Origin of the sequence: Neptunomonas sp., from assembly GCF_041601355.1 — a bacterium.
Lineage (GTDB): Bacteria > Pseudomonadota > Gammaproteobacteria > Pseudomonadales > Balneatricaceae > Neptunomonas.
In genome coordinates this window covers 1-21,522 of sequence record NZ_JBFIIH010000032.1, presented here as the reverse complement: position 1 = coordinate 21,522, position 21,522 = coordinate 1, and the positions used below count along the sequence as shown (strand labels likewise).

General features: G+C 47.4%; 17 protein-coding genes. 13 read left to right on the top strand and 4 right to left on the bottom strand.

The features are described from left to right. Window positions 1-73: 73 nt before the first annotated feature. On the bottom strand, window positions 74-724 hold the full coding sequence (gene narL, locus ABY436_RS07365; protein ID WP_372738345.1) for a two-component system response regulator NarL: 651 nt from the start codon (window positions 722-724) through the stop codon (window positions 74-76). 95 nt (window positions 725-819) lie between these two features. Further along, entirely contained in the window at window positions 820-2,637 is a 1,818-nt protein-coding gene (locus tag ABY436_RS07360; RefSeq protein ID WP_372738344.1) for an ATP-binding protein, read from the bottom strand. Between the two features lie 258 nt (window positions 2,638-2,895). Between ABY436_RS07360 and ABY436_RS07355 the strand changes: the two genes are divergently transcribed. The 9 genes from ABY436_RS07355 to ABY436_RS07315 all read left to right on the top strand — a co-directional run bounded on the left by ABY436_RS07355 (window position 2,896) and on the right by ABY436_RS07315 (window position 15,889). Then, a complete protein-coding gene (locus ABY436_RS07355; RefSeq protein WP_372738343.1) occupies window positions 2,896-4,191 on the top strand; it encodes a nitrate/nitrite transporter in 1,296 nt (431 codons plus the stop codon). Window positions 4,192-4,296: 105 nt separating this feature from the next. Beyond that, window positions 4,297-5,901, top strand: a complete 1,605-nt coding sequence (locus ABY436_RS07350) for an antiporter (protein ID WP_372738342.1) — start codon at window positions 4,297-4,299, stop codon at window positions 5,899-5,901. A gap of 444 nt (window positions 5,902-6,345) precedes the next feature. Beyond that, window positions 6,346-10,095 carry a nitrate reductase subunit alpha gene (locus ABY436_RS07345; protein WP_372738341.1) on the top strand — a complete coding sequence of 1,250 codons (3,750 nt, stop codon included), beginning with the start codon at window positions 6,346-6,348 and terminating at the stop codon, window positions 10,093-10,095. Continuing rightward, a complete protein-coding gene (narH, locus tag ABY436_RS07340; protein ID WP_372738340.1) occupies window positions 10,092-11,657 on the top strand; it encodes a nitrate reductase subunit beta in 1,566 nt (521 codons plus the stop codon). The genes ABY436_RS07345 and narH overlap by 4 nt, the downstream gene beginning before the upstream one ends. Window position 11,658: 1 nt before the next feature. Further along, entirely contained in the window at window positions 11,659-12,393 is a 735-nt protein-coding gene (gene narJ, locus ABY436_RS07335) for a nitrate reductase molybdenum cofactor assembly chaperone (protein ID WP_372738339.1), read from the top strand. A 19-nt stretch (window positions 12,394-12,412) separates the two neighbouring features. After that, window positions 12,413-13,087 carry a respiratory nitrate reductase subunit gamma gene (narI, locus tag ABY436_RS07330; RefSeq protein ID WP_372738338.1) on the top strand — a complete coding sequence of 225 codons (675 nt, stop codon included), beginning with the start codon at window positions 12,413-12,415 and terminating at the stop codon, window positions 13,085-13,087. Window positions 13,088-13,144: 57 nt separating this feature from the next. Further along, window positions 13,145-13,966 carry a peptidylprolyl isomerase gene (locus ABY436_RS07325; RefSeq protein ID WP_372738337.1) on the top strand — a complete coding sequence of 274 codons (822 nt, stop codon included), beginning with the start codon at window positions 13,145-13,147 and terminating at the stop codon, window positions 13,964-13,966. A 12-nt stretch (window positions 13,967-13,978) separates the two neighbouring features. Continuing rightward, window positions 13,979-14,605, top strand: coding sequence for a carbonate dehydratase (gene can / locus ABY436_RS07320; RefSeq protein WP_372738336.1), 627 nt, complete (start codon window positions 13,979-13,981; stop codon window positions 14,603-14,605). Between the two features lie 141 nt (window positions 14,606-14,746). Next, a complete protein-coding gene (locus tag ABY436_RS07315) occupies window positions 14,747-15,889 on the top strand; it encodes a cytochrome P450 (protein ID WP_372738335.1) in 1,143 nt (380 codons plus the stop codon). Between the two features lie 122 nt (window positions 15,890-16,011). Here ABY436_RS07315 and ABY436_RS07310 read toward each other — a convergent pair whose 3' ends face one another. Together ABY436_RS07310 and ABY436_RS07305 are read right to left on the bottom strand one after the other, a co-directional pair. Further along, a complete protein-coding gene (locus ABY436_RS07310) occupies window positions 16,012-17,562 on the bottom strand; it encodes an alanine/glycine:cation symporter family protein (RefSeq protein WP_372738334.1) in 1,551 nt (516 codons plus the stop codon). 8 nt (window positions 17,563-17,570) lie between these two features. Then, window positions 17,571-18,008: a universal stress protein gene (locus tag ABY436_RS07305; protein WP_090729466.1), complete on the bottom strand. Its 438-nt coding sequence runs from the start codon at window positions 18,006-18,008 to the stop codon at window positions 17,571-17,573. A gap of 327 nt (window positions 18,009-18,335) precedes the next feature. On the opposite strand from ABY436_RS07305, the gene moaA reads away from it, so the two are divergent. From moaA to ABY436_RS07285, 4 genes are all read left to right on the top strand, one after another. Then, window positions 18,336-19,340 (top strand): GTP 3',8-cyclase MoaA, encoded by a 1,005-nt coding sequence (gene moaA / locus ABY436_RS07300; protein WP_372738333.1) that lies wholly within the window; start codon window positions 18,336-18,338, stop codon window positions 19,338-19,340. Window positions 19,341-19,348: 8 nt separating this feature from the next. Beyond that, window positions 19,349-20,041 carry a Crp/Fnr family transcriptional regulator gene (locus ABY436_RS07295; RefSeq protein ID WP_372738332.1) on the top strand — a complete coding sequence of 231 codons (693 nt, stop codon included), beginning with the start codon at window positions 19,349-19,351 and terminating at the stop codon, window positions 20,039-20,041. Between the two features lie 70 nt (window positions 20,042-20,111). After that, on the top strand, window positions 20,112-20,660 hold the full coding sequence (gene moaB / locus ABY436_RS07290; protein WP_372738331.1) for a molybdenum cofactor biosynthesis protein B: 549 nt from the start codon (window positions 20,112-20,114) through the stop codon (window positions 20,658-20,660). Next, the coding region (locus ABY436_RS07285) for a molybdopterin molybdotransferase MoeA (protein ID WP_372738330.1) at window positions 20,657-21,522 on the top strand (866 nt) is incomplete at its 3' end. The genes moaB and ABY436_RS07285, both read left to right, overlap by 4 nt.

Sequence of the window (21,522 nt, the reverse complement as noted above, 5' to 3'; positions counted from 1 at the left end):
TGTATATTTGCTACGCCTAATATATAACAGATCTATGAGCAGAATTGCCAGCTTTGGCTCTCTTTAGTTCTCTTTACCCCAGGCCTTCCTGTACCGCCCAAACGGCGACTTCAACACGGGAGCGTAAGCGCAGTTTTTTAAGTAGATGCTTAACGTGAACCTTGACCGTGCCTTCGGTGATATTGAGTTTACGGGCGATGAGTTTATTGGGTAGTCCGCCGGCAATCAGTTTGATGATCTGCTTTTCACGCGGAGTCAGGCTGCTGATATCTGATTTGTTACTGCTACGTCCGGATTGCAGTGCCTGTGCCAACAACGTGGTCAGTTTGTCGCTGATAACGACCTTACCTAACGCTGCCTGATGCAGGCTCACGAGTAGCTCCTCCGGCTCCATATCTTTTAACAGGTAACCGTCTGCACCGGCTTTTAGTGCGGCAACGACATCCTCTTCATTGTCAGACACGGTAAAGACAATGATGCGCGACGATACTTCTTCATCACGTAACATTTTGAGTGCCTCTATGCCGTTAATATTCGGCATATTCAGGTCTAGCAGAATCAGATCCGGTTCCGTTTCTTTCGCGGCTTTTATGCCATCAATGGCGTTACTGGCCTCTGCAATTACCCGCAGCTCGTCATCCAGTTCGATCAGCTGTTTAACGCCTTTACGCAGCAGGGGGTGGTCATCAATGAGAAGAATGCTGGCGATGCTGGGTTCACTCATAAAAATTGAGTCCTTGTAGTTATGCTTAGTTATGCTTAGTTATGCTTAGTTATGCTTAGTTATGCTTAGGTATGCTTAGGTATGCTTAGTTATGCTCAATGATGTTTTGATTTAAATGTTAACAGAACACGGGTGCCGCCGCCCGGTTGGTTTTCAACACTCAGCTGGCCATTTATCGTGGCGGCCCGGTCCTGCATAATGACTAACCCATAATGATTGGTGCGCTCTTTGTTTTCCGGAAGGCCAACACCATTATCTTCAATGCAGAGCGATATGTTTTCTTTCTCTGCCCGGATGCTGACACTGACTTCAGTCGCTTGTGCATGTTTAACCACATTGGCGAGCGCTTCTCTGAGTAGCTGAAGCAGATGAATCTCTTCATTCGGGGTGAGTGTTATGTGAGGAATGCGGTATTGATAGTCAATTTGTAAGCCTAAGCGCTCAGAAAATTCATTGATAGTGGTGTCTACAGCGTGCTCTAATCCTGGATCATCAAGTTTGAGGCGGAAGGTGGTGAGTAGTTCGCGAAGTTGCCGGTAAGCGTTGTTAAGCCCTTCTTTCAGTTCATCAACCACGTCGTCAATTTGTGCTGCTGTAAAATCTTTTTTACGTAATATCTGTAATCGAGTGACTTGCATTTTCAGGTATGAAAGAGACTGCGCCAATGAGTCATGCAACTCTCTGGCGATAACAGCCCGCTCTTCATTCAGTGATAGCTTCTGCTCCTGCTCTGCTTTTAGTTCAAGCGACATCGAGATTGCCAGATTTTCTACAATGCTTTCTATCAGTTTTATATCAGATGGATTGGGTGGTGAGTGCGGTAGGAATTGTGCGTTGAATTCACCAAAATAAGTTTCGCGTGTCTGAATAGGCAGAGATAGCGCTTTATGCTGTCGCGGGTCCAGGTCCTGTACTATGCAGCTATTACAACTAAGAACCCGACAGCTGTCGGGTCTGGCAGTGGCTTGCGAAGAGAGTTCCCGATAGCTTTTCTGAGTGTTGGGTTCACACAGCGTTACTTTGATGGGGCCAAACGGGCTGACTGTTTCCAACTGTTGCAATACAGGCATGAGGCGACGGCAAATATCTTCTTTACGGTTAAAGCAGCGGGTGGTGTCATAAAGCAGCTGCAATGATTCATTGGATTGTTGTAACAGCGCTGTCTTTCTTTCTACCCGTTGCTCAAGATCAGTATAGATTTTTGAAAGCTCTTCGGCCATATGATTGAATGCATCACCCAGCACGCCTAATTCATCCTGGCTTTCATATTCTACTCGCGCGGTCAGGTCACCGTGGCTGGCGCGGCGAGCCATCTGCACTAATGCCTGCAGGGGGTGTACGACATTATTTTTGATATCCAGCATGGCGATAAAGATAATCAGGACCGTCATAAACAAGCTGATAGCCTGAACCATACTGAGCAGTTTTATTTTTGACTCGGTGCTGCGTTCCAGCAGTAATACCATTGCATCGATTCTGTGGACAAACTTCTCTATCAAATCAATATATCTGGGTGCTGCTGATGTATCGGTTAGTGCTGTATTCAGGGAGGGTAGGATCTGCTCATTCCAGTCTTTAACCAGATTGTTATGGAGGTTGTAGAGGTCATGAGCCCCATCCTGAGGAATGACTGCTGTGAGAATGGGGCTATTGATGCGATTTTCAAATTCGGATATGGATCCTTGTATTTTCCTGAGCTTTTCATCGCCTGGGTCTTGGGATAGCTGGCTGGTTTCAGCAATGATTTTATAAGATTGCATACGCAGAGATCCGGCCACATTGATCCCCGCTGCATCCCCCTGTGTGCTTTCTGCCACGATCACGGATACGATCATACTGACAACCGCCATGATACTGATCGCCAGCATCGCAGCGCCTAAGCGGGCAATGATAGATTGTTTGAAGAAGTGCATGTGTGTATTTCAGCCCCGGATACTGCCGGATACTCACAAAGAGATCGATGTATACGGCTTTATATATGTTTTACGTAAACTCGTTGCAAAATACCAGCAGAATCATGCTCTTACAAAGAGCATGAGGAGTACTCATAAAGTGGTATTTTGATAAAAACCCACTTTAATCATAAGGTTAGGCTTTGATTTCGATCAACAAAATATAACGGCTACGGGCTTACCTTTATACCCATTCCTATAACGTTGAATGGGTGTTCGATGATAGCCAACAGTAACCAGCAGCAAATTTCCGCGATTGCGATGGCCACACTGGCCTTTTCTGCATGTTTTGCGGTTTGGACGTTGGTGTCTGTTATTGGCTTACAAATTAAGAACGAATTAGGGCTTTCTGAAACAGAATTCGGAGTGCTGGTAGCGACGCCAATTCTGACAGGCGCTTTGCTGCGATTGCCAATGGGTATTTTGGCTGAACGCTGGGGGAGCCGAAAGCTGATGATTGCACTGTTGTTGTTTGTCAGTATCCCGTTGTTTCTTTTTTCTTATGCTTCCGGCTTTAATCACTATTTGCTGTTGGGTTTGGGGGTTGGTGCATCCGGTAGTATGTTCAGTGTAGGTATCCACTTCGTCTCTTCGCGTTCCAGTGAGCGCTCCCAAGGCTTGGCGATGGGGATTTTTGGCGCAGGTAATCTGGGTGCTGCTATTACAAATCTGATTGCACCCTTAGTGATTATTGCTTATGGCTGGCGTATGGCTCCAACGGCTTACGGGGTTGTGTTGCTGCTGATAGCCTTTTTATTCTGGATGTTAACTGATGAAGATCAGCAAACGGCGCGTCAGCCGCGTCGTATCTATAAGTTAGCCGAACAGATTAAGCCTTTGGCAGACGCGCGTGTGTGGCGCTTCGGACTTTATTATTTCTTTGTATTCGGAGGCTTTATTTCACTCGCATTATGGCTGCCGGATTATTACGTCAGCCATTACGGTCTGGATATCCAGACGGCCTCGTTCCTGACATTAATGTTTACCCTCCCGGGCGCGCTAACGCGTATTTTGGGAGGCTGGAGTGCAGATCAATTAGGTGCTCGCCATGTTAATTGGAGTGTCTTCTGGGTTTGTCTTGTTTGCCTGTTTTTCCTTTCCTATCCCCCTACCACCATGACAGTTCATGGAATTCGTGAGGACACGACTTTCGTGATTGATATGCCGGTCTGGTTGTTTACTGCTTTAGTGATGGTGATGGGTGTGGCTATGGGCTTTGGGAAGGCCAGCGTGTTTCGGCTTGTGTACGACTACTATCCGGAAAGAATGGGTGTAGTGGGTGGCATGGTCGGCATGCTGGGTGCGATTGGCGGTTTTTTACTGCCAATCCTATTCGGTCTGATGGCCGATACGATGGGAGTTCGCAGCTCCTGCTTTATGTTGCTCTATGGTGTATTGGCGGTATGTATGTGCGTGATGTATTACGGTATTTCCGTTGAAGAGCGACGGACTCGATTGCAGGAAGCGATCCGCAATAACTTTCTGAAAGAAGACCTTGAGGTTGCAAACGACTGATATTTACTGCGATGAAGTAGGCAGTTATCAGGTGTTTTTAGTTTATGTAGATCGAATGCAGATGGCGTCATGAGACTACCGCTGTGTTCACTCTGGAGAAAAAATATGTCTGATATAAAAAAATGGGACGTAGAAGATGAGCAATTCTGGGAGTCCGAAGGTAAGGCTATCGCTAGCCGTAACCTCTGGATTTCTATTCCCAGTCTATTGTGTGGCTTCGCCGTCTGGCTGTACTGGGGCATCATTACGGTACAAATGCTTAATCTTGGTTTTGATTTTGCCAAAGCTGATCTCTTTACTTTATCGGCGATAGCGGGGTTAACAGGGGCAACCTTGCGAATACCGAGTAGCTTTTTTATTCGTATAGCGGGTGGGCGAAATACCATCTTCTTTACGACAGCACTCTTGATGATTCCTGCTATCGGTACGGGTTTCGCATTGCAGGATAAAGATACGCCACTGTGGATTTTCCAGTTGCTGGCTTTCTTGTCCGGTATTGGTGGTGGTAACTTTGCTTCATCCATGTCTAACATCAGCTTCTTTTTTCCTAAGAAGCAGCAGGGATTAGCGCTGGGGTTGAATGCCGGTTTGGGTAATGCAGGTGTAACCACCATGCAGATTCTGGTGCCGCTGGTAATGACATTCGGTATTTTCGGTGGTGAACCGATGATTCTGGAAAATACTTCAGGTACCTTGATCGGTAAAATTCCGGCCGGTACTGAAACTTATATCCACAATGCAGGCTTTGTCTGGTTATTGTTATTGATACCGCTGGCGATAGCGGGTTGGTTTGGTATGAACAACATCCGTACGGATGATGTTTCACCTGATATCGGTTCTCCGATTGGTGCGATGTCTAAAGTGTTGGGGTTATTGTTGATCGGGTTCTTTACAGCGGCTATCGGGCTTTACATTATTCTGCCTGCACCAACGGGTTTGGGGGCGCCAGGCTGGGCTAAGTGGCCTGTGATTGTCGGGATATTGTTCGCCACTGTTATGTTGATGAAAATGGTGCCGGGGGATATTAAGCCAAACCTGAAGCGTCAGTTTAAAATCTTTGAGAACAAGCATACCTGGGTAATGAGTATTATCTACACCAGTACTTTTGGTAGTTTTATTGGTTACTCCGCCGGTTTCGCATTGGCAATCAAAGTCGTGTTCGGTTATCAGCATATCCTCGTGGATGGTGTGATGACTCACAACGTGATTAATGCTAATGGTCCCTCTGCATTAATGTTTGCCTGGATGGGGCCGTTTATCGGTGCTTTTATTCGTCCTATTGGTGGTTGGATGGCCGATAAGATGGGTGGTGCACGCGTAACGCATTATGTTTCGATCGTCATGATTGCTAGTGCGCTTGGTGTTGCCTACTTCCTTAAAGACGCTTATCAGTCAGCGACGCCTGAAGACTATTTTGTACCATTCTTAGGTCTTTTCTTAGTGTTATTTGCTGCCACCGGGATTGGTAACGGCTCTACTTTCCGTACGATTGCGATGGTTTTCCCGAAAGAACAGGCGGGTCCTGCATTGGGTTGGACATCTGCGGTTGCTGCTTACGGTGCTTTTGTTATCCCTCAGGTGTTTGGTGAGCAGATCAAGCTGGCAACACCAGAAATGGCGTTATATGGCTTTGCAGTATTTTACTTGCTCTGTTTGGCATTGAACTGGTGGTTCTACCTCGGCCCTAAAGCTGAATTTAAGAACCCATAAGCATGACCAGTTAAGCCTACTGACTTTCCTTCTAAAGAGCCCGCAACGGGCTCTTTTTTTGTTTTGAATTTCTATAATTTTCTGACTACCCACAAAAACACTGCATTGTGATTTAAGAATGAAAAGGTCAGCTGTTTTACATCTTTTTTCCCTTTTAAAACAATGTTTTATTATCGTAATTTGGTGTATCACCAAAGTGGTATTCAGGGATTTTGGAGTCGTTATGCTTTTGCCTAGTGTTGATGTAGATCAACAAGTTTTAGGCAATAAAGGGGTTATTGTTGGCCCACAGTAAGCAATAGGACGTGTTTTGCAGGGATGTAAGAACAGTCTTATGACCGGATAAATCGGTATACGCTCAAGACAGCTAACGCTGGCGGCGTATTAATAAAACGGCTCGGGGTTCTGCCCCGTCCTGACCTAGCGGTTTCAGGAGAGAATAAAATGAGTCATTTGCTCGATCGACTAAGATTTCTAAAGAAAAAGCAGAGCACCTTTGCTAATGGGCATGGGGAAACTGTTAAAGAAAGCCGTGAATGGGAAGATGGATATCGTCAGCGCTGGCAGCATGACAAAGTTGTCCGTTCCACTCACGGAGTTAACTGTACGGGTTCTTGTAGCTGGAAAATTTACGTTAAGAATGGTCTGATTACCTGGGAAACCCAGCAGACAGATTACCCGCGTACACGCCCGGATCTGCCAAACCATGAGCCACGTGGTTGTCCGCGTGGTGCGAGCTATTCATGGTATATATACAGTGCCAATCGTCTTAAGTATCCAACCGTACGTAAGCGCCTGATTAAATTGTGGCGTGAAGCACGTGCCACTAAAGAGCCGGTAGAAGCATGGGCGTCTATTGTTGAAGATTCTGCAAAGGCAAAATCTTATAAGTCGATGCGTGGACAGGGTGGTTTTGTACGCTCCACATGGGATGAAGTAAACGAGATCATCGCTGCTTCAAATACCTATACGATTAAAGAATACGGTCCAGATCGCGTGATTGGTTTCTCGCCGATTCCTGCGATGTCGATGGTTTCTTATGCCGCCGGTGCGCGTTATCTGTCGTTGATTGGTGGCGTTTGTCTGAGCTTTTATGATTGGTACTGCGATCTGCCGCCCGCGTCTCCTATGACCTGGGGTGAACAGACTGATGTTCCTGAATCAGCCGACTGGTATAACTCTAACTACATTATTGCCTGGGGATCTAACGTTCCTCAGACACGTACGCCGGATGCTCACTTCTTTACTGAAGTACGTTATAAAGGTACGAAAACAGTATCGATTACGCCTGATTATGCTGAAGTTTCAAAATTGTGTGATCAGTGGTTGAACCCTAAGCAGGGTACCGATGCTGCACTGGCGATGGCTTTCGGCCACGTTATTCTGAAAGAGTTCCACGTTGATAATCCAAGTGCCTACTTTACAGAATACTGCCGTGACTATACGGATATGCCATTCCTGGTACAGTTGGATCAGCGCGAAGATGGCTCTTACGCCGCGGGCCGCTTTATCCGTGCTTCTGATTTTGATGGCAATATGGGTCAGGACAATAACCCTAAATGGAAAACCGTAGCTTACGATGAAGCAACTGATAGCTACGTAGTGCCGAATGGCTCTATCGGTTTTCGCTGGGGTGAGAAGGGTAAATGGAATATCGAGCAGAAAGAAGCTCTGGAAGGTCGTTCAACGACGCTGAAAATGAGCTTGCTGGATAGCCATGATGAGATCGCGTCTGTCGGCTTCCCCTACTTCGGCGGTGTGGAGCACGAACATTTCTCACATAACGCTTTCTCTGACATTATCCACCACAACCTTCCAGCCAAACGTGTCAAATTAGCTGACGGTTCAGAGTCACTACTGGTAACCGTCTATGACTTGATGATGGCTAACTACGGTATTGATCGTGGGCTGGGTGGTGATTTTGTTGCAACCAGCTACGATGATAACGCGCCATATACACCTGCATGGCAGGAACAGATCACCGGTGTGGATCGTAAAGTAGCGATTCAGATTGCGCGGGAATTTGCCGATACAGCGAATAAAACCAAAGGTCGCTCTATGATCATCGTCGGTGCCGGTATGAACCACTGGTATCACATGGACATGAACTACCGTGGCCTGATGAACATGTTAATCATGTGTGGTTGCGTAGGGCAGTCTGGTGGTGGTTGGGCGCATTACGTCGGTCAGGAAAAATTACGTCCTCAGACAGGGTGGACACCGTTAGCCTTCGGTCTGGATTGGCAGCGCCCACCGCGTCACATGAACGGTACCTCTTTCTTCTATAATCACTCAAGCCAGTGGCGCTATGAGAAGCTGGATGTAACTGAGATTCTGTCGCCGTTGGCTGATAAATCGAAGTGGACCGGTAGTTTGATTGATTACAACATCCGTGCAGAACGCATGGGTTGGTTGCCATCAGCTCCGCAGTTGGATCTGAACCCACTGAGCATTGTTAAAGCCGCTGAAGCCGCCGGTAAAACGCCTCAGGATTATACGGTTGATCAGCTGAAATCAGGCGCTATTAACTTTGCCTGTGAAGATCCGGATAATCCGAAAAACTTTCCGCGAAACATGTTTATCTGGCGCTCTAACCTACTGGGCTCGTCTGGTAAGGGTCATGAATACCTGCTGAAATATTTGCTGGGTACCACTCATGGCTTGATGAATAAGGATCTGGGCGAAGCGGGCACTAAAAAGCCGGAAGATATCGTATGGCATGAAGAAGGAGCTGAAGGCAAGGTTGATCTGCTGGTGACTCTGGACTTCCGTATGTCTACTACGTGTTTGTACTCAGATATCGTGTTGCCAACCGCAACCTGGTATGAAAAAGACGATCTGAATACGTCGGATATGCATCCGTTCATCCATCCATTGTCTGCAGCAACAGACCCTGCCTGGGAAGCGCGTTCTGACTGGGATATCTACAAAGGCATCGCTGAAAAATTCTCAGAAGTGTGTGTCGGGCATTTAGGTGTAGAGCAGGATCTGGTGACTCTGCCAATGCAGCATGACTCGCCGGGAGAGCTGGCCCAGCCTATGGGCATTATGGATTGGAAAAAAGGTGAATGTGATCCGGTACCGGGTATCTCCATGCCACATCTGATGGTGGTCGAGCGTGATTATCCGAATACCTATAAGCGTTTTAGTTCGATTGGTCCGTTGCTGGAAAATGTCGGCAATGGCGGTAAGGGTATCGCCTGGGATACCAAAGACGAAGTTAAATTACTTAAAGAACTTAACTGGACGCATACCGAAGAAGGTATTCATAAAGGCCGCGCGAAACTGGATACAGCGCTGGATGCCTGCGAGATGATTTTGAGTCTGGCACCGGAAACCAACGGGCAGGTAGCAGTTAAAGCCTGGGCCGCATTGAGTGAAATGACCGGTCTTGATCATACGCATTTAGCAAAACCTAAACAGGAAGAGAAAATTCGCTTTCGTGATGTGCAGGCGCAGCCGCGTAAGATTATCTCCTCACCGACATGGTCGGGTCTGGAAGATGAGCACGTGTCTTACAATGCCTGTTACACCAACGTTCATGAATTGATCCCTTGGCGCACGGTTACCGGTCGTCAGCAGTTCTATCAGGATCATGAATGGATGCGCGACTTCGGAGAAGGCTTTGTCTCTTATCGTCCGCCGATCAACACCAAGTCGGTTGCGCCGTTGATGAACAAAAAACCCAACGGTAATCCGGAAATCGCGTTGAACTTCATTACACCTCACCAAAAATGGGGTATCCATTCAACCTACTCCGATAACTTGCTGATGCTGACGTTGTCGCGGGGTGGTCCGATTGTCTGGATGAGTGAAGGCGATGCTGGCAGCGCCGGTATCGAAGATAACGATTGGATAGAAGTGTTTAACGCTAACGGCGCGATTGCCTGCCGTGCGGTGGTGTCGCAGCGTGTGCCACTCGGTATGACAATGATGTATCACGCACAGGAACGTATCGTCAACATACCCGGCTCAGAAACAACCGGCAATCGAGGGGGGATTCATAATTCGGTGACGCGTATATGTCCTAAACCGACACACATGATTGGTGGTTATGCACAGCAATCGTACGGTTTTAACTACTACGGTACTGTGGGTTCTAACCGTGATGAATTTGTCATCGTGCGTAAGATGAAAAATATCGATTGGTTAGATGGTGAAGACAACGATTACACTCAGGAGGCAGCGAAATGAAAATCCGCTCCCAAGTAGGTATGGTGCTGAACCTTGACAAATGTATTGGTTGTCACACTTGTTCAATTACCTGTAAAAACGTCTGGACCTCACGTGAAGGGACTGAATATGCCTGGTTTAACAACGTAGAAACCAAACCCGGCATCGGTTATCCGAAAGAGTGGGAAAACCAGGAAAAATGGAAAGGCGGCTGGGTCCGTAAAGTTGATGGCAGCATCGAACCGCGTATCGGAGGCAAATGGCGTGTGTTGGCGAATATCTTCGCTAACCCGGATCTGCCAGAGATTGACGATTACTATGAGCCGTTTGATTTTGATTACCAGCACCTGCACAACGCACCGGAAGGTAAACACCAGCCGGTCGCGCGTCCTCGTTCACTGATCACAGGTCAGCGAATGAAGAAAATTGAGTGGGGCCCAAACTGGGAAGAGATTCTGGGAACAGAGTTCTCTAAACGCTCCAAAGATAAAAACTTCGACAATGTACAGAAGGAGATCTACGGACAGTTCGAGAACACCTTCATGATGTACTTGCCACGTTTGTGCGAGCACTGTCTGAACCCTGCGTGTGTAGCTTCTTGCCCAAGTGGCGCGATCTACAAACGTGAAGAAGACGGTATTGTTCTGATCGATCAGGACAAGTGTCGTGGCTGGCGTATGTGCGTTAGCGGCTGCCCGTACAAAAAGATCTATTACAACTGGAAAAGTGGTAAATCAGAGAAGTGTATTTTCTGTTACCCACGTATTGAATCCGGTATGCCAACTGTTTGCTCAGAAACCTGTGTAGGTCGTATTCGTTACCTCGGCGTGCTCTTGTATGACGCTGATCGTATTGAAGAAGTAGCAGCCAGCGGTAGTGAGCAGGATCTGTACGAGAAACAGCTGGAGATCTTCCTGGATCCGTTTGATCCTAAAGTGATTGCTCAGGCAAAACTGGATGGCGTTACTGATAACGTGATTACAGCGGCACAGAGATCACCGGTTTACAAAATGGCAGTTGACTGGAAGCTGGCTCTGCCTTTGCATCCTGAGTACCGCACATTACCGATGGTTTGGTATGTGCCACCACTGAGTCCGATTCAATCCGCGGCTGATGCCGGTTCTATTGGCATGAATGGTGCGATTCCGGATGTGGATTCACTGCGTATTCCGGTTAAATACCTGGCTAATTTGTTGACTGCCGGTGATGAAAAACCCGTTCGTCTGGCTCTGAAACGTCTGTTAGCGATGCGTGCTTACAAACGTGATGAACAGGTGGAAGGTAAAGTCAATCTGCAAGTGCTGGAAGATGTGGATCTGACAGAAGCGCAGGTACAGGAGATGTACCGCTATCTGGCGATTGCCAACTACGAAGACCGCTTTGTCATACCCACCAGTCATCGTGAACTTGCTACGGATGCATTCCCTGAAAGAGGCGGCTGTGGTTTCACTTTTGGCAACGGTTGCGGTGGTGGTGAAGAGACCAATATGTTTGGTGCTAAGAAGCAGACCGTCACCATGGTTAAAAAGATCAGTGGTGTGCAGCAGGTAGATCCTGCGCTGCTGAACGACGAGGACCGATAAGATGCGTAGTCTTAAAGTGATCTCCTTGTTGCTGGATTATCCCAGTGAGGAGCTATTAGGTATACGGCAGGAGTTGATCGAAGAGATCAGCGCCGACCCAGCGCTGCCCGACGGGCAGCGTGAACCGCTGATTAAATTTGTCGATCAGTTGTGCAGCATGGACCTGCTTGATGCTCAGGACAATTATGTTGGCCTGTTTGATCGTGGTCGCTCACTGTCATTGCTTTTGTTTGAGCACGTCCACGGTGAATCCCGTGACCGTGGTCAGGCGATGGTAGATCTGATGGCTGTTTATGAAGATAACGGCTTCCAGCTTGATGCCAAAGAGCTGCCGGATTATATCCCGTTGTTTTTGGAGTACCTGTCTAAGCGTCCGATGGAGGAAGTGCAACAGTGGTTGACTGATGTTAGTCATATTCTGGCGCTACTGGAAACCCGGTTAGCGCAGCGTAATAGTATTTATGCGCCGCTCTGTACTGCCTTGATAGAGATTTCTGGTGCCGTTGTTGAGCGCAAGGAGCTAGTAACAAAAGTTGCTAGTGAATCCGCCGACGATACACCCGAAGCACTTGATAAAGTATGGGAAGAGGAAATGGTTCGTTTCACAGAACCAACAACTCAGGATTGCGGCAATGATGCAGTGACGCAGCGTCGCCGTGAGTTGGAACAGGTGCAGCCGTTGTATATCAGCGATGCTGTTAAACAGTTCACCCCCGCAGGACCATCCGGCTCTTGAGGGGCCGAGGAGAAGAAAAATGTCTTATCTAAATGACTTGCTCTTTGGTATCTACCCATACCTTGCCGGCTCAGTATTTCTGGTCGGCAGTTGGGTGCGATATGACCGTGAGCAATATACCTGGAAAAGTGGTTCAAGCCAGATGCTGAGTAATGCAGGTATGCGTCGCGCCAGTAACTTGTTCCATGTGGGAATACTCACCATCTTCTTTGGACACTTAGTTGGCTTGTTAATGCCGCATGCATTTTATGCGCCTTTCATGTCTGCAGGTACTAAGCAGGTGATCGCTATCGTGATTGGCGGTATAGCCGGTGTGGCATGCTTGATAGGTGCCGCGTTATTACTTCAGCGTCGTCTGTATAATCCACGTATTCGTGCATCCAGTACTACAGCCGATATATTGATTTTGGTTATATTAATGGTTCAGGTTGTGCTGGGATTATTCACTATCTTTGCGTCGCTAGGGCATCTGGATGGCAGTGTTATGTTGCTATTAGCTGGCTGGGCGCAGGGTATTGTGACCTTTAACGGTGGAGCAGCTGATTATCTGGTGGGTGTCAGCTTTATCTATAAGCTGCATATCTTTCTGGGTATGACGGTCTTCTTGTTGTTCCCGTTCACGCGTTTGGTACATGTCTGGAGTGCTCCTCTGAAGTACCTGGCACGCAGTTACCAGATTGTGCGCCAACGTTAATCACGATAAAGCTATCGAAAGGGGGCGGCTTGCTGCCCCTGTTTTCAGGAGACTCTTATGGAACTTATCGATTCAATTACGGTGTCAGATATTGTTGATGACTTCGTACCTGTCAGTGTTAATGGCCACGCGATTGAAGAAGCCGAGATTTTGCAAGAGATGCAATATCACGCTGCTGATTCAATAGAGGCTGCTCATCAAAAAGCCGCCTCGGCTTTAGTAGTAAAAGAGTTACTGTTGCAACGCGCCAAAGAGTTAGAGTTGAGTGCCGAAATACTCACTGGTGAAAGTCAGGAAGAAGCGCTGATCAGAACTCTGATCGCTCAGGAAGTGCAGCAGCCGATTCCGGATGATGAAGCATGTGAACGCTATTTTCTTGCCAACCAGAATAAATTCACAACACCGGTATTAGTCGCCGCCAGCCATATTTTGTTAGGTGCAGACCCACAAGACCAGCACGCGCGTGAATTCGCAGCTCAGCAGGCAGAGACACTGATTGCTGAATTAGTGAAAAACCCAGAGCGTTTTGCGGATCTGGCAAAACAGTATTCAGATTGCCCTTCTAAAGAGGTCAACGGTGAATTAGGACAGCTGGATAAAGGGCAAACTGTCGCGGAATTTGAGCGCCAGGTATTTAAGATGGAAGAGGGCTTGGCCCTGCACCCGGTTGAAAGCCGCTACGGATACCATATTGTACGTCTTGATAAACGCGTGGAAGGCAAACCATTATTATACCATATGGTGGCAGATCGTATTGCAACTTACCTGAAAGATCAGGTCTATCGCCGCAGTATCAATCAGTATATCTCATTGCTGGCAGGCCAGGCTTCTATTGAGGGCCTGGACATTCAGAGCGCTGATTCACCCTTAATGCAATAATGAGTACAACAGATGCTAAGTGATTTGCTGGATAATAATAAGCAATGGGCACGCTTTATGGAAATACAGTGCCCGGGCTTTTTTAAAGAGCTGTCGGAACAGCAAAAGCCGGAATACTTATGGATTGGTTGTTCTGATAGTCGCGTTCCGGCGAATGAGATCGTTGGTATGCTGCCGGGCGAGCTGTTCGTACATCGCAATATTGCTAACCTGGTTCTTCACACCGACCTGAACTGCATGGCGGTACTGCATTACGCGGTTGAAGTCTTAAAAGTGAAGCACATTATTGTTTGTGGGCACTATGGCTGTGGTGGTGTTAAAGCGGCGCTGGGTAATCAGGATTTGGGATTGATCGATAACTGGTTGCGTCACTTAAAAGATATTGGTTTTGAATACCGGGACATATTGAATGCTGAGGCTGATGAAGATCAGCGGGTAGACCGCTTATGTGAATTGAGCGTACAAAAACAAGTCACTAATATTTGTCATAGCAAAGTCGTTCAAAGAGCCTGGAAACATGGCCATGAACTGACAGTTCATGGCTGGATATACAGCATCGAAGACGGCATCATCAAGGAGCTCAATGTTGATATCAGTGGGTTGGAGGATATTCCTGAAATTTACTGCATGAATACCTGACGAGTTGTATGAGTCGCGTAAATGCCACCTCCATGAGAAGTGGCATTTTGCTGTTAGAAACAGACCTTAGCGATCCGGGATTTCAACAACTGAAGTAACTCTGGCCTGGATACCAGGCTTTGATGGTCAAAAGGAGCTACTATGACCGACCACATGCCAGAAGACTTATCCGCCGTAGGCCGCGATTTGCGCGCTTACACCGATGAATTACGTCCTCAGCATCCGGTAGTAAAAAACGTCTCGGGCGAATGGGTGTTGCTCAGGCATGCCGATGTTGTTGCTGCCGCCCAGGATCATGAACGCTTTTCCAGCAATGTCTCTCACTATCTCCAGGTGCCTAACGGATTAGACGGCGACGAGCATACAAATTACCGGGAAATTATCGAGCGGTACTTGAGCCCTGAAGCACTGGAACCGTTCATTCCCGTGTTTACGCGTGTTGCAACTGATCTGGTAGCACAATTGCCCAGAGGCAAGGTGCTGGATGCTGTGAGTGAAATCGGCAGCGTATTCGCCGTGCGAGCTCAGTGTGAATGGTTGGGTTGGCCCGCCGGGTTGGAGCCCCGACTGTTGGCATGGATGGCCCGGAATCATGGGGCTACGCGCTCCGGAGACCGTGCCCGGATGGCCGATGTTGCACAACAGTTCGACGAAATTATCCGCTCGGTTGTTGAGCCCCGACGAGCGGCAGAAGGCAATTCAGCAGACGACGTGACTACCCGTCTATGCAGCGAAAAGGTGTACGGACGGCTACTGACAGAAGCTGAACTGGTTTCGATTCTACGAAACTGGACGGGCGGGGACTTGAATTCTATCGCCCTGTGTATCGGCGTTCTATTGGCTCATATTGCCGAAAATCCGCAGTTGATAGATCAGCTTCGAGAGTTCAGAGACTGCGAAGTGGACGCTTTCATCGATGAAGTGTTACGTCTTGATGATCCTTTCGTTTCTAATCGTCGCATCACTACGTGTCCGGTGCGAATCGGCGGTCAGGATATCCCGAGCGGCGCAATGGTTAAACTTAACTGGACTTCAGCTAATCGTGATGAGGCTGTCTTCAAAAAAAATAAGTTCGACGCTAAAGGAAATGCGGCCCGGAACCTTGTCTACGGGATAGGAAAACACATCTGCCCCGGTCGACTGCTGGCCACTTTAGAGTTGCGTATCGCGTTGCAGGCACTGTTATTCGGCGTGCAGGCTGTTGAATTAGCACCTAATCAACAAGCAGAGCGGGAAGTGGCTCCGGTGGGCGGGTTTCATAAGCTGCCGATCGTATTAACCTAGCAAGCTGATCGAATAGGAAGATATGGCTGACGTTTACGCTATGAATAAATAGTTAATACTGAATTAGCGTAAAGATAAAAAATGCCACCTTCTTGCGAAGGTGGCATTGTACATTTTACTGATTAGTCTGTGAATTTCTTGATTTCACCTGATTTCAGGCGTGACATGTATGAGGTCAGTTCTTTCTTAACGATTGGCATTAAGAAGTAAAGCCCGATGATGTTGGCAACTGCCATGGCAAAAATAGCAGCATCAGAGAAGTCAATGACAGGGCCAAGATTGGCTGCTGCACCAATTACCACGAAAACACAGAACATTAGTTTAAATACTAACTCTGTTGTTTTTCCTTCACCAAACAGATACGTCCAGGCTTTTAAGCCATAGTAAGACCAACTGATCATAGTTGAGAAGGCAAACAGTACAACAGCAACAGCAAGCACGTAAGGGAACCAGCTAAGTGCTGATGAGAAAGCTGCCGATGTTAAAGCAACACCCGATGAACCATCTGCTGTGATAATACGACCATTCTCCCCAATTAAATAAAGGCCGGTCGTTGGATCTGAGGTTAACTGTCCGGTGATGATAATGACAAGAGCCGTCATCGTACAAATCACAACCGTATCAATAAATGGCTCCAGCAGAGAGACTAAGCCTTCCGTAATTGGTTCTTTGGTGCGTACGGCCGAATGGGCAATAGCGGCGGAACCAACTCCCGCTTCATTAGAAAATGCAGCACGTTTAAATCCTTGAATCAGTGCGCCGACAAACCCTCCGGCAATCCCTAATCCAGTGAAAGCACCGAGGAAAATCTGCTCAAAAGCCCAGCCAACTTTATCAATATTCATCAAAATAATGACAAATGCTGCTGTTACATATAGCACACCCATGAACGGGACCACTTTTTCAGTGACACTGGCGATAGATTTAATCCCACCGACAATCACTGCAAACACGATAAGCGCAAAAATAATACCCGTGATCCAGCCCGGATAATCACCCACAATACTACTGATCTGGGCATGTGCCTGATTCGCCTGGAACATATTTCCGCCGCCAAGCGAGCCTAGAATACAAAATACCGCAAACAAGCCTGCGAGGAATTTACCGCCCGGGATGCCGCGCTCCTTGAAGCCTTTGGAAATGTAATACATAGGGCCGCCGGATACTGTTCCATCAGCATACTCATTGCGGTATTTCACACCCAGTGTACATTCGGTAAATTTAGACGCCATGCCCATTAAGCCTGCAAGAATCATCCAGAAAGTAGCTCCCGGACCACCAATGCTGACAGCTACGGCAACACCTGCAATGTTACCTAAACCGACGGTACCTGAAAGCGCAGTAGCCAGTGCCTGGAAGTGGGATACTTCACCCGCATCGTCAGGATCAGAATAATCACCCTTAACCAGGTCAACAGAGTGTCGTATTGCACGGAATTGAATAAATCCGAAGTAGATTGTAAAAACGGTGGCACCTGTCACCAACCATAGAACGATCCATGGAAAGCTGGTGCCGGGTAGTGGTGCAAAAATCAGATTGACGAACCAACCTGTTGCCGATGCAAATATTTGATTTACCGTTTCATCTATACTTCCTTCGGCAAACGCGGCGGAACTATGAAAAAACGAAATAATAGATATTATTGCGCAACTTATCGTTTGTTTATTTTGCATAATAAACCTCAGTTTACGACGGTAACGGGAACACCGGCACTCATTACAAGTTTTGCAGTGACACTACCAAATAGTTTTGCTGCAAAGCCACTTTCCTTCGATCGAGCTACAATAATTTGCTGAGCTTTCTCTTTAGTGGCTACTTTGTTGAGTAGTTCTGCAGCATCGCCATGTAATACACGTCCGTTTGCTTTGAAGCCTTCAGCTTTTAATGTAGCCAATGCGGGGGATATCACACGTTCTGTTGCAGTTTTTGTTTCTTGCTCGTTGCGCTTATGGCGCATAGCGTTTTCTTCGGGGGTTTGGAAACTGTATGGAGACCACTCAATGATATACACGAGTTCGATTGTGCAATCACCAATGAGTTTTGATAAGTGTTTAGCATGATCGAGTGCCCGCTCCCCAGGCTCTGCACCATCTAAACCAACAATTAATTTTGTTGTCATCTTCTTACTCCTTTTTTTCTTTTATAGTTATTTGGTATGTATTTGGATGTTAAGTCAATAGCGGAGTTAATAAAAATGGTGTAGATATCCCGGATTTACAACTTTTATTAGTTTTGTGACATATATTTTTTTGAAATATAGCTTTGTAGAAATAATGGATGATCCTGGGTTGTGTATTCGTTCTTCTTGTATCTCTTCTAATCCGCTGAGTTACCACCTGTTAGGTATATTTCAGGGTTGCACGCCGCTGCATAATTAAACACATCGAAAAGTGCTTGTGTCATTAAGGCAAGTGCAGTCATTCGCGCTATCACTGGCAGGACAAATATGAGCAGTACGACTACCACAGAATTAATGGATGGCTTCGGACGGCGTATTGAGTATCTGCGGATGTCTGTTACAGACCGTTGTGATTTTCGCTGTGTTTATTGCATGTCAGAAGATGTAAAGTTTCTTCCCCGGGATCAAGTCTTGTCGTTGGAAGAACTGGCGTCAATCGGCCAGGCGTTCAGTGAGTTAGGTGTGAAAAAAATCCGCCTCACAGGTGGTGAGCCACTGGTACGTCATGACATTGTTTCTCTGGTGGAAAAGCTTGCTGCTTTACCCGGTTTAGATGAAGTGACTATGACGACTAACGGTTCTCAGTTGGTACGTTATGCAGATGCTTTACAAAAAGCGGGTATTAAACGACTCAATATCAGTCTGGATTCTTTAAAGCCGTTACGTTTTGCCGCGTTAACCCGTCGTGAAAAGCTAGATCAGGTGCTGGGCGGTATTCGTGCGGCAGCAGCAGCAGGGTTTGAGCGAATCAAGCTCAACGCAGTGGTTCTTAAAGGCCGTAATGATGATGAGGTGGTAGATCTTGTCGAGTTTGCCCGTGATCTGAACATCGATATCAGCTTTATTGAAGAGATGCCTTTAGGCGTGGTCAGCTCTCATGATCGTCAGGAAGCTTTCTGCTCCAGCGATGAAGTGCTTGAGCGCATACAGAAACAGCATTTTTTACAAGCCACAGCCGAGAATACCGGCGGCCCTTCACGGTATTATCGTATGCAGGATAGTGATACCCGCGTAGGATTTATCTCGCCACACAGTCATAATTTTTGTGATAGCTGTAACCGCATCCGTTTAACCGTGGAGGGGCAGTTATTGCTTTGCCTGGGGCGCGAGAATGCTGTCGACCTGCGTGCGGTAGTGCGTCGCTATCCGGGTGATACCGAGCGTTTGAAGCAAACCATTATTGATGCGATGCAATACAAACCCAAAGAACATACTTTTTATCAGGATGACCAACCTCAGGTTGTGCGTTTTATGAATATGACGGGAGGCTAGCATTAACAATGAATCCGATTATACGAGTCAACGTGCTGGACCGTGTGCGAGTGCATCCATTGTTCTCATCGTTAAATGATGATGCATTAGCGCAGTTGTTTGAGCGTGCGCGACCGATTGATCTGGCAGTGCATGAGAAACTTTTTTCCCAAGGCGAAAAAGCAGATCGTTTTTATATCGTAGTATCTGGCAGCGTTAAGTTGTTCAGGTTCTCGAAGGATGGACAGGAGAAGGTGATAGAAGTGATCGAGGAAGGACACTCTATGGCTGAAGCGATCATGTTTATGGAAGAGCTCAGTTGTTATCCGGTTAACGCTGAGTCCTTGGAAAAAACGACGGTTGTTAGCTTTAACAGCAGTTTATACCTGCAAATTTTAGAGTCATCACCGCAAAGCTGTTTTAAAATTCTCGGCACTTTGTCACGACGTTTGCACACGCGCCTGAATGAAATAGAAACGCTGACTTTAAAAAATGCACGCCACAGGGCATGTCGCTATCTCATTGGTCTTGCAGGAGAAAATCCTGTTAATAATCAGGTTATTCATCTCCCTGTTGCCAAACAGCTGATAGCGGCAAGGTTAGCGATGCAGCCAGAAACCCTGTCGCGCATTTTACGAGAGTTGATTAAAGAAGAAGTCGTGACAGTAGGCGGCAGAGATGTAACCATTAAAAGTTTTGAACGGCTAAAATCACTCGATTAAAGTCACTATGCGTTATAGCTAGTGCATAGTGAGCGAGTGGCAGGCAGTCGTCATACAGTGGAGAAAACAGATGGGACATGCTAAAGAAGGGGTAGTTTTTCGACCTCTCAATATTGCAGTATTAACTGTATCTGATACCAGAACCCCTGAAACAGATACCTCAGGCGATACCTTAGAATCTTTGTTAACGGCAACGGGCCATCGCTGTATCGAACGTAAAATTGTTAAAGATGATATTTATCAGCTGCGCGCCGCCGTATCCAACTGGATTGCCTGTGACACCACGCAAATTATCTTAGTGACCGGCGGCACCGGTTTTACAACCCGCGATAGTACCCCCGAAGCGCTCACGCCATTATTTGATAAACACGTTGAAGGGTACGGTGAGCTGTTTCGCACTTTGTCTTATGAAGAGATCGGTACTTCAACGATTCAGTCGCGTGCGGTGGCCGGGATTGCCAATCGTAAAGTGATTTTTTGTATGCCGGGATCTCCAAAAGCGTGTAAAACAGCCTGGACACGAATTATTGAAGAACAGTTGGATGCTCGTCATCGTCCGTGTAACTTCGTTGAAATGGTGTTGCCGCATGCACAAACCGCCTGCGGGGAGCGCTCATGAGTTGCTCTTGTGATTCAGGAAAATTACAGCCTTTCGAAAGCGGTTTAGCACAATTGGTAAATGCGGCCAGCAGCGTACAGGAAACTGAAGTGGTTGAGTTGCAGGATGCGCTTGGCAGAGTGCTTGCCCGAGATGTTCGTTCGACACTGGCAGTACCTCCGGCGGATAACAGCGCAATGGATGGCTATGCGGTTAGTTATAAGGATCTGGCCGAAGGGAAAGTTTTTCAGATATCACAACGGGTGGCCGCAGGTCATCAAGCGACAGCTTTTGCGCAGGGCACAGCGGTACGTTTATTTACAGGATCAGAAATTCCTGCGGGTGCTGATACTGTGATTATGCAGGAAGAAGCCCGGCTGGAAGGAACAGGTGTGCGCTTTGTCGGGCAGCCATGCAAAGGTGATCACATTCGCCGGGCGGGGCAGGATATCAACATTGGTGATCAGGTGATCATGCAAGGTACGGTACTGGCTCCTCAGCATCTGGGCGTACTGGCTTCAATAGGCGTCGCAGATGTCTCGGTTTACCGTCGCTTACGTGTGGCGGTGTTAAATACCGGTGATGAACTGGTGATGCCAGGTATGCCGTGTCCCCGGGGAAAAATTTACAACTCTAATTTCTTTACGCTATCGGGATTACTGTCACGACTGGGTTGTGATGTCTGGACACCCGGCATTGTGAAAGATACCCCCGAAGCGACGCAACAGGCGCTGGCAAAAGCGGCAGGAAATGCCGATCTTATTCTCAGCAGCGGTGGCGTATCAGTCGGCGAAGAAGACCATGTCAAATCGGCAGTGGAGGCACTGGGCTCATTGAGCTTGTGGCGGTTGGCGATTAAGCCGGGTAAACCGCTTGCGTTTGG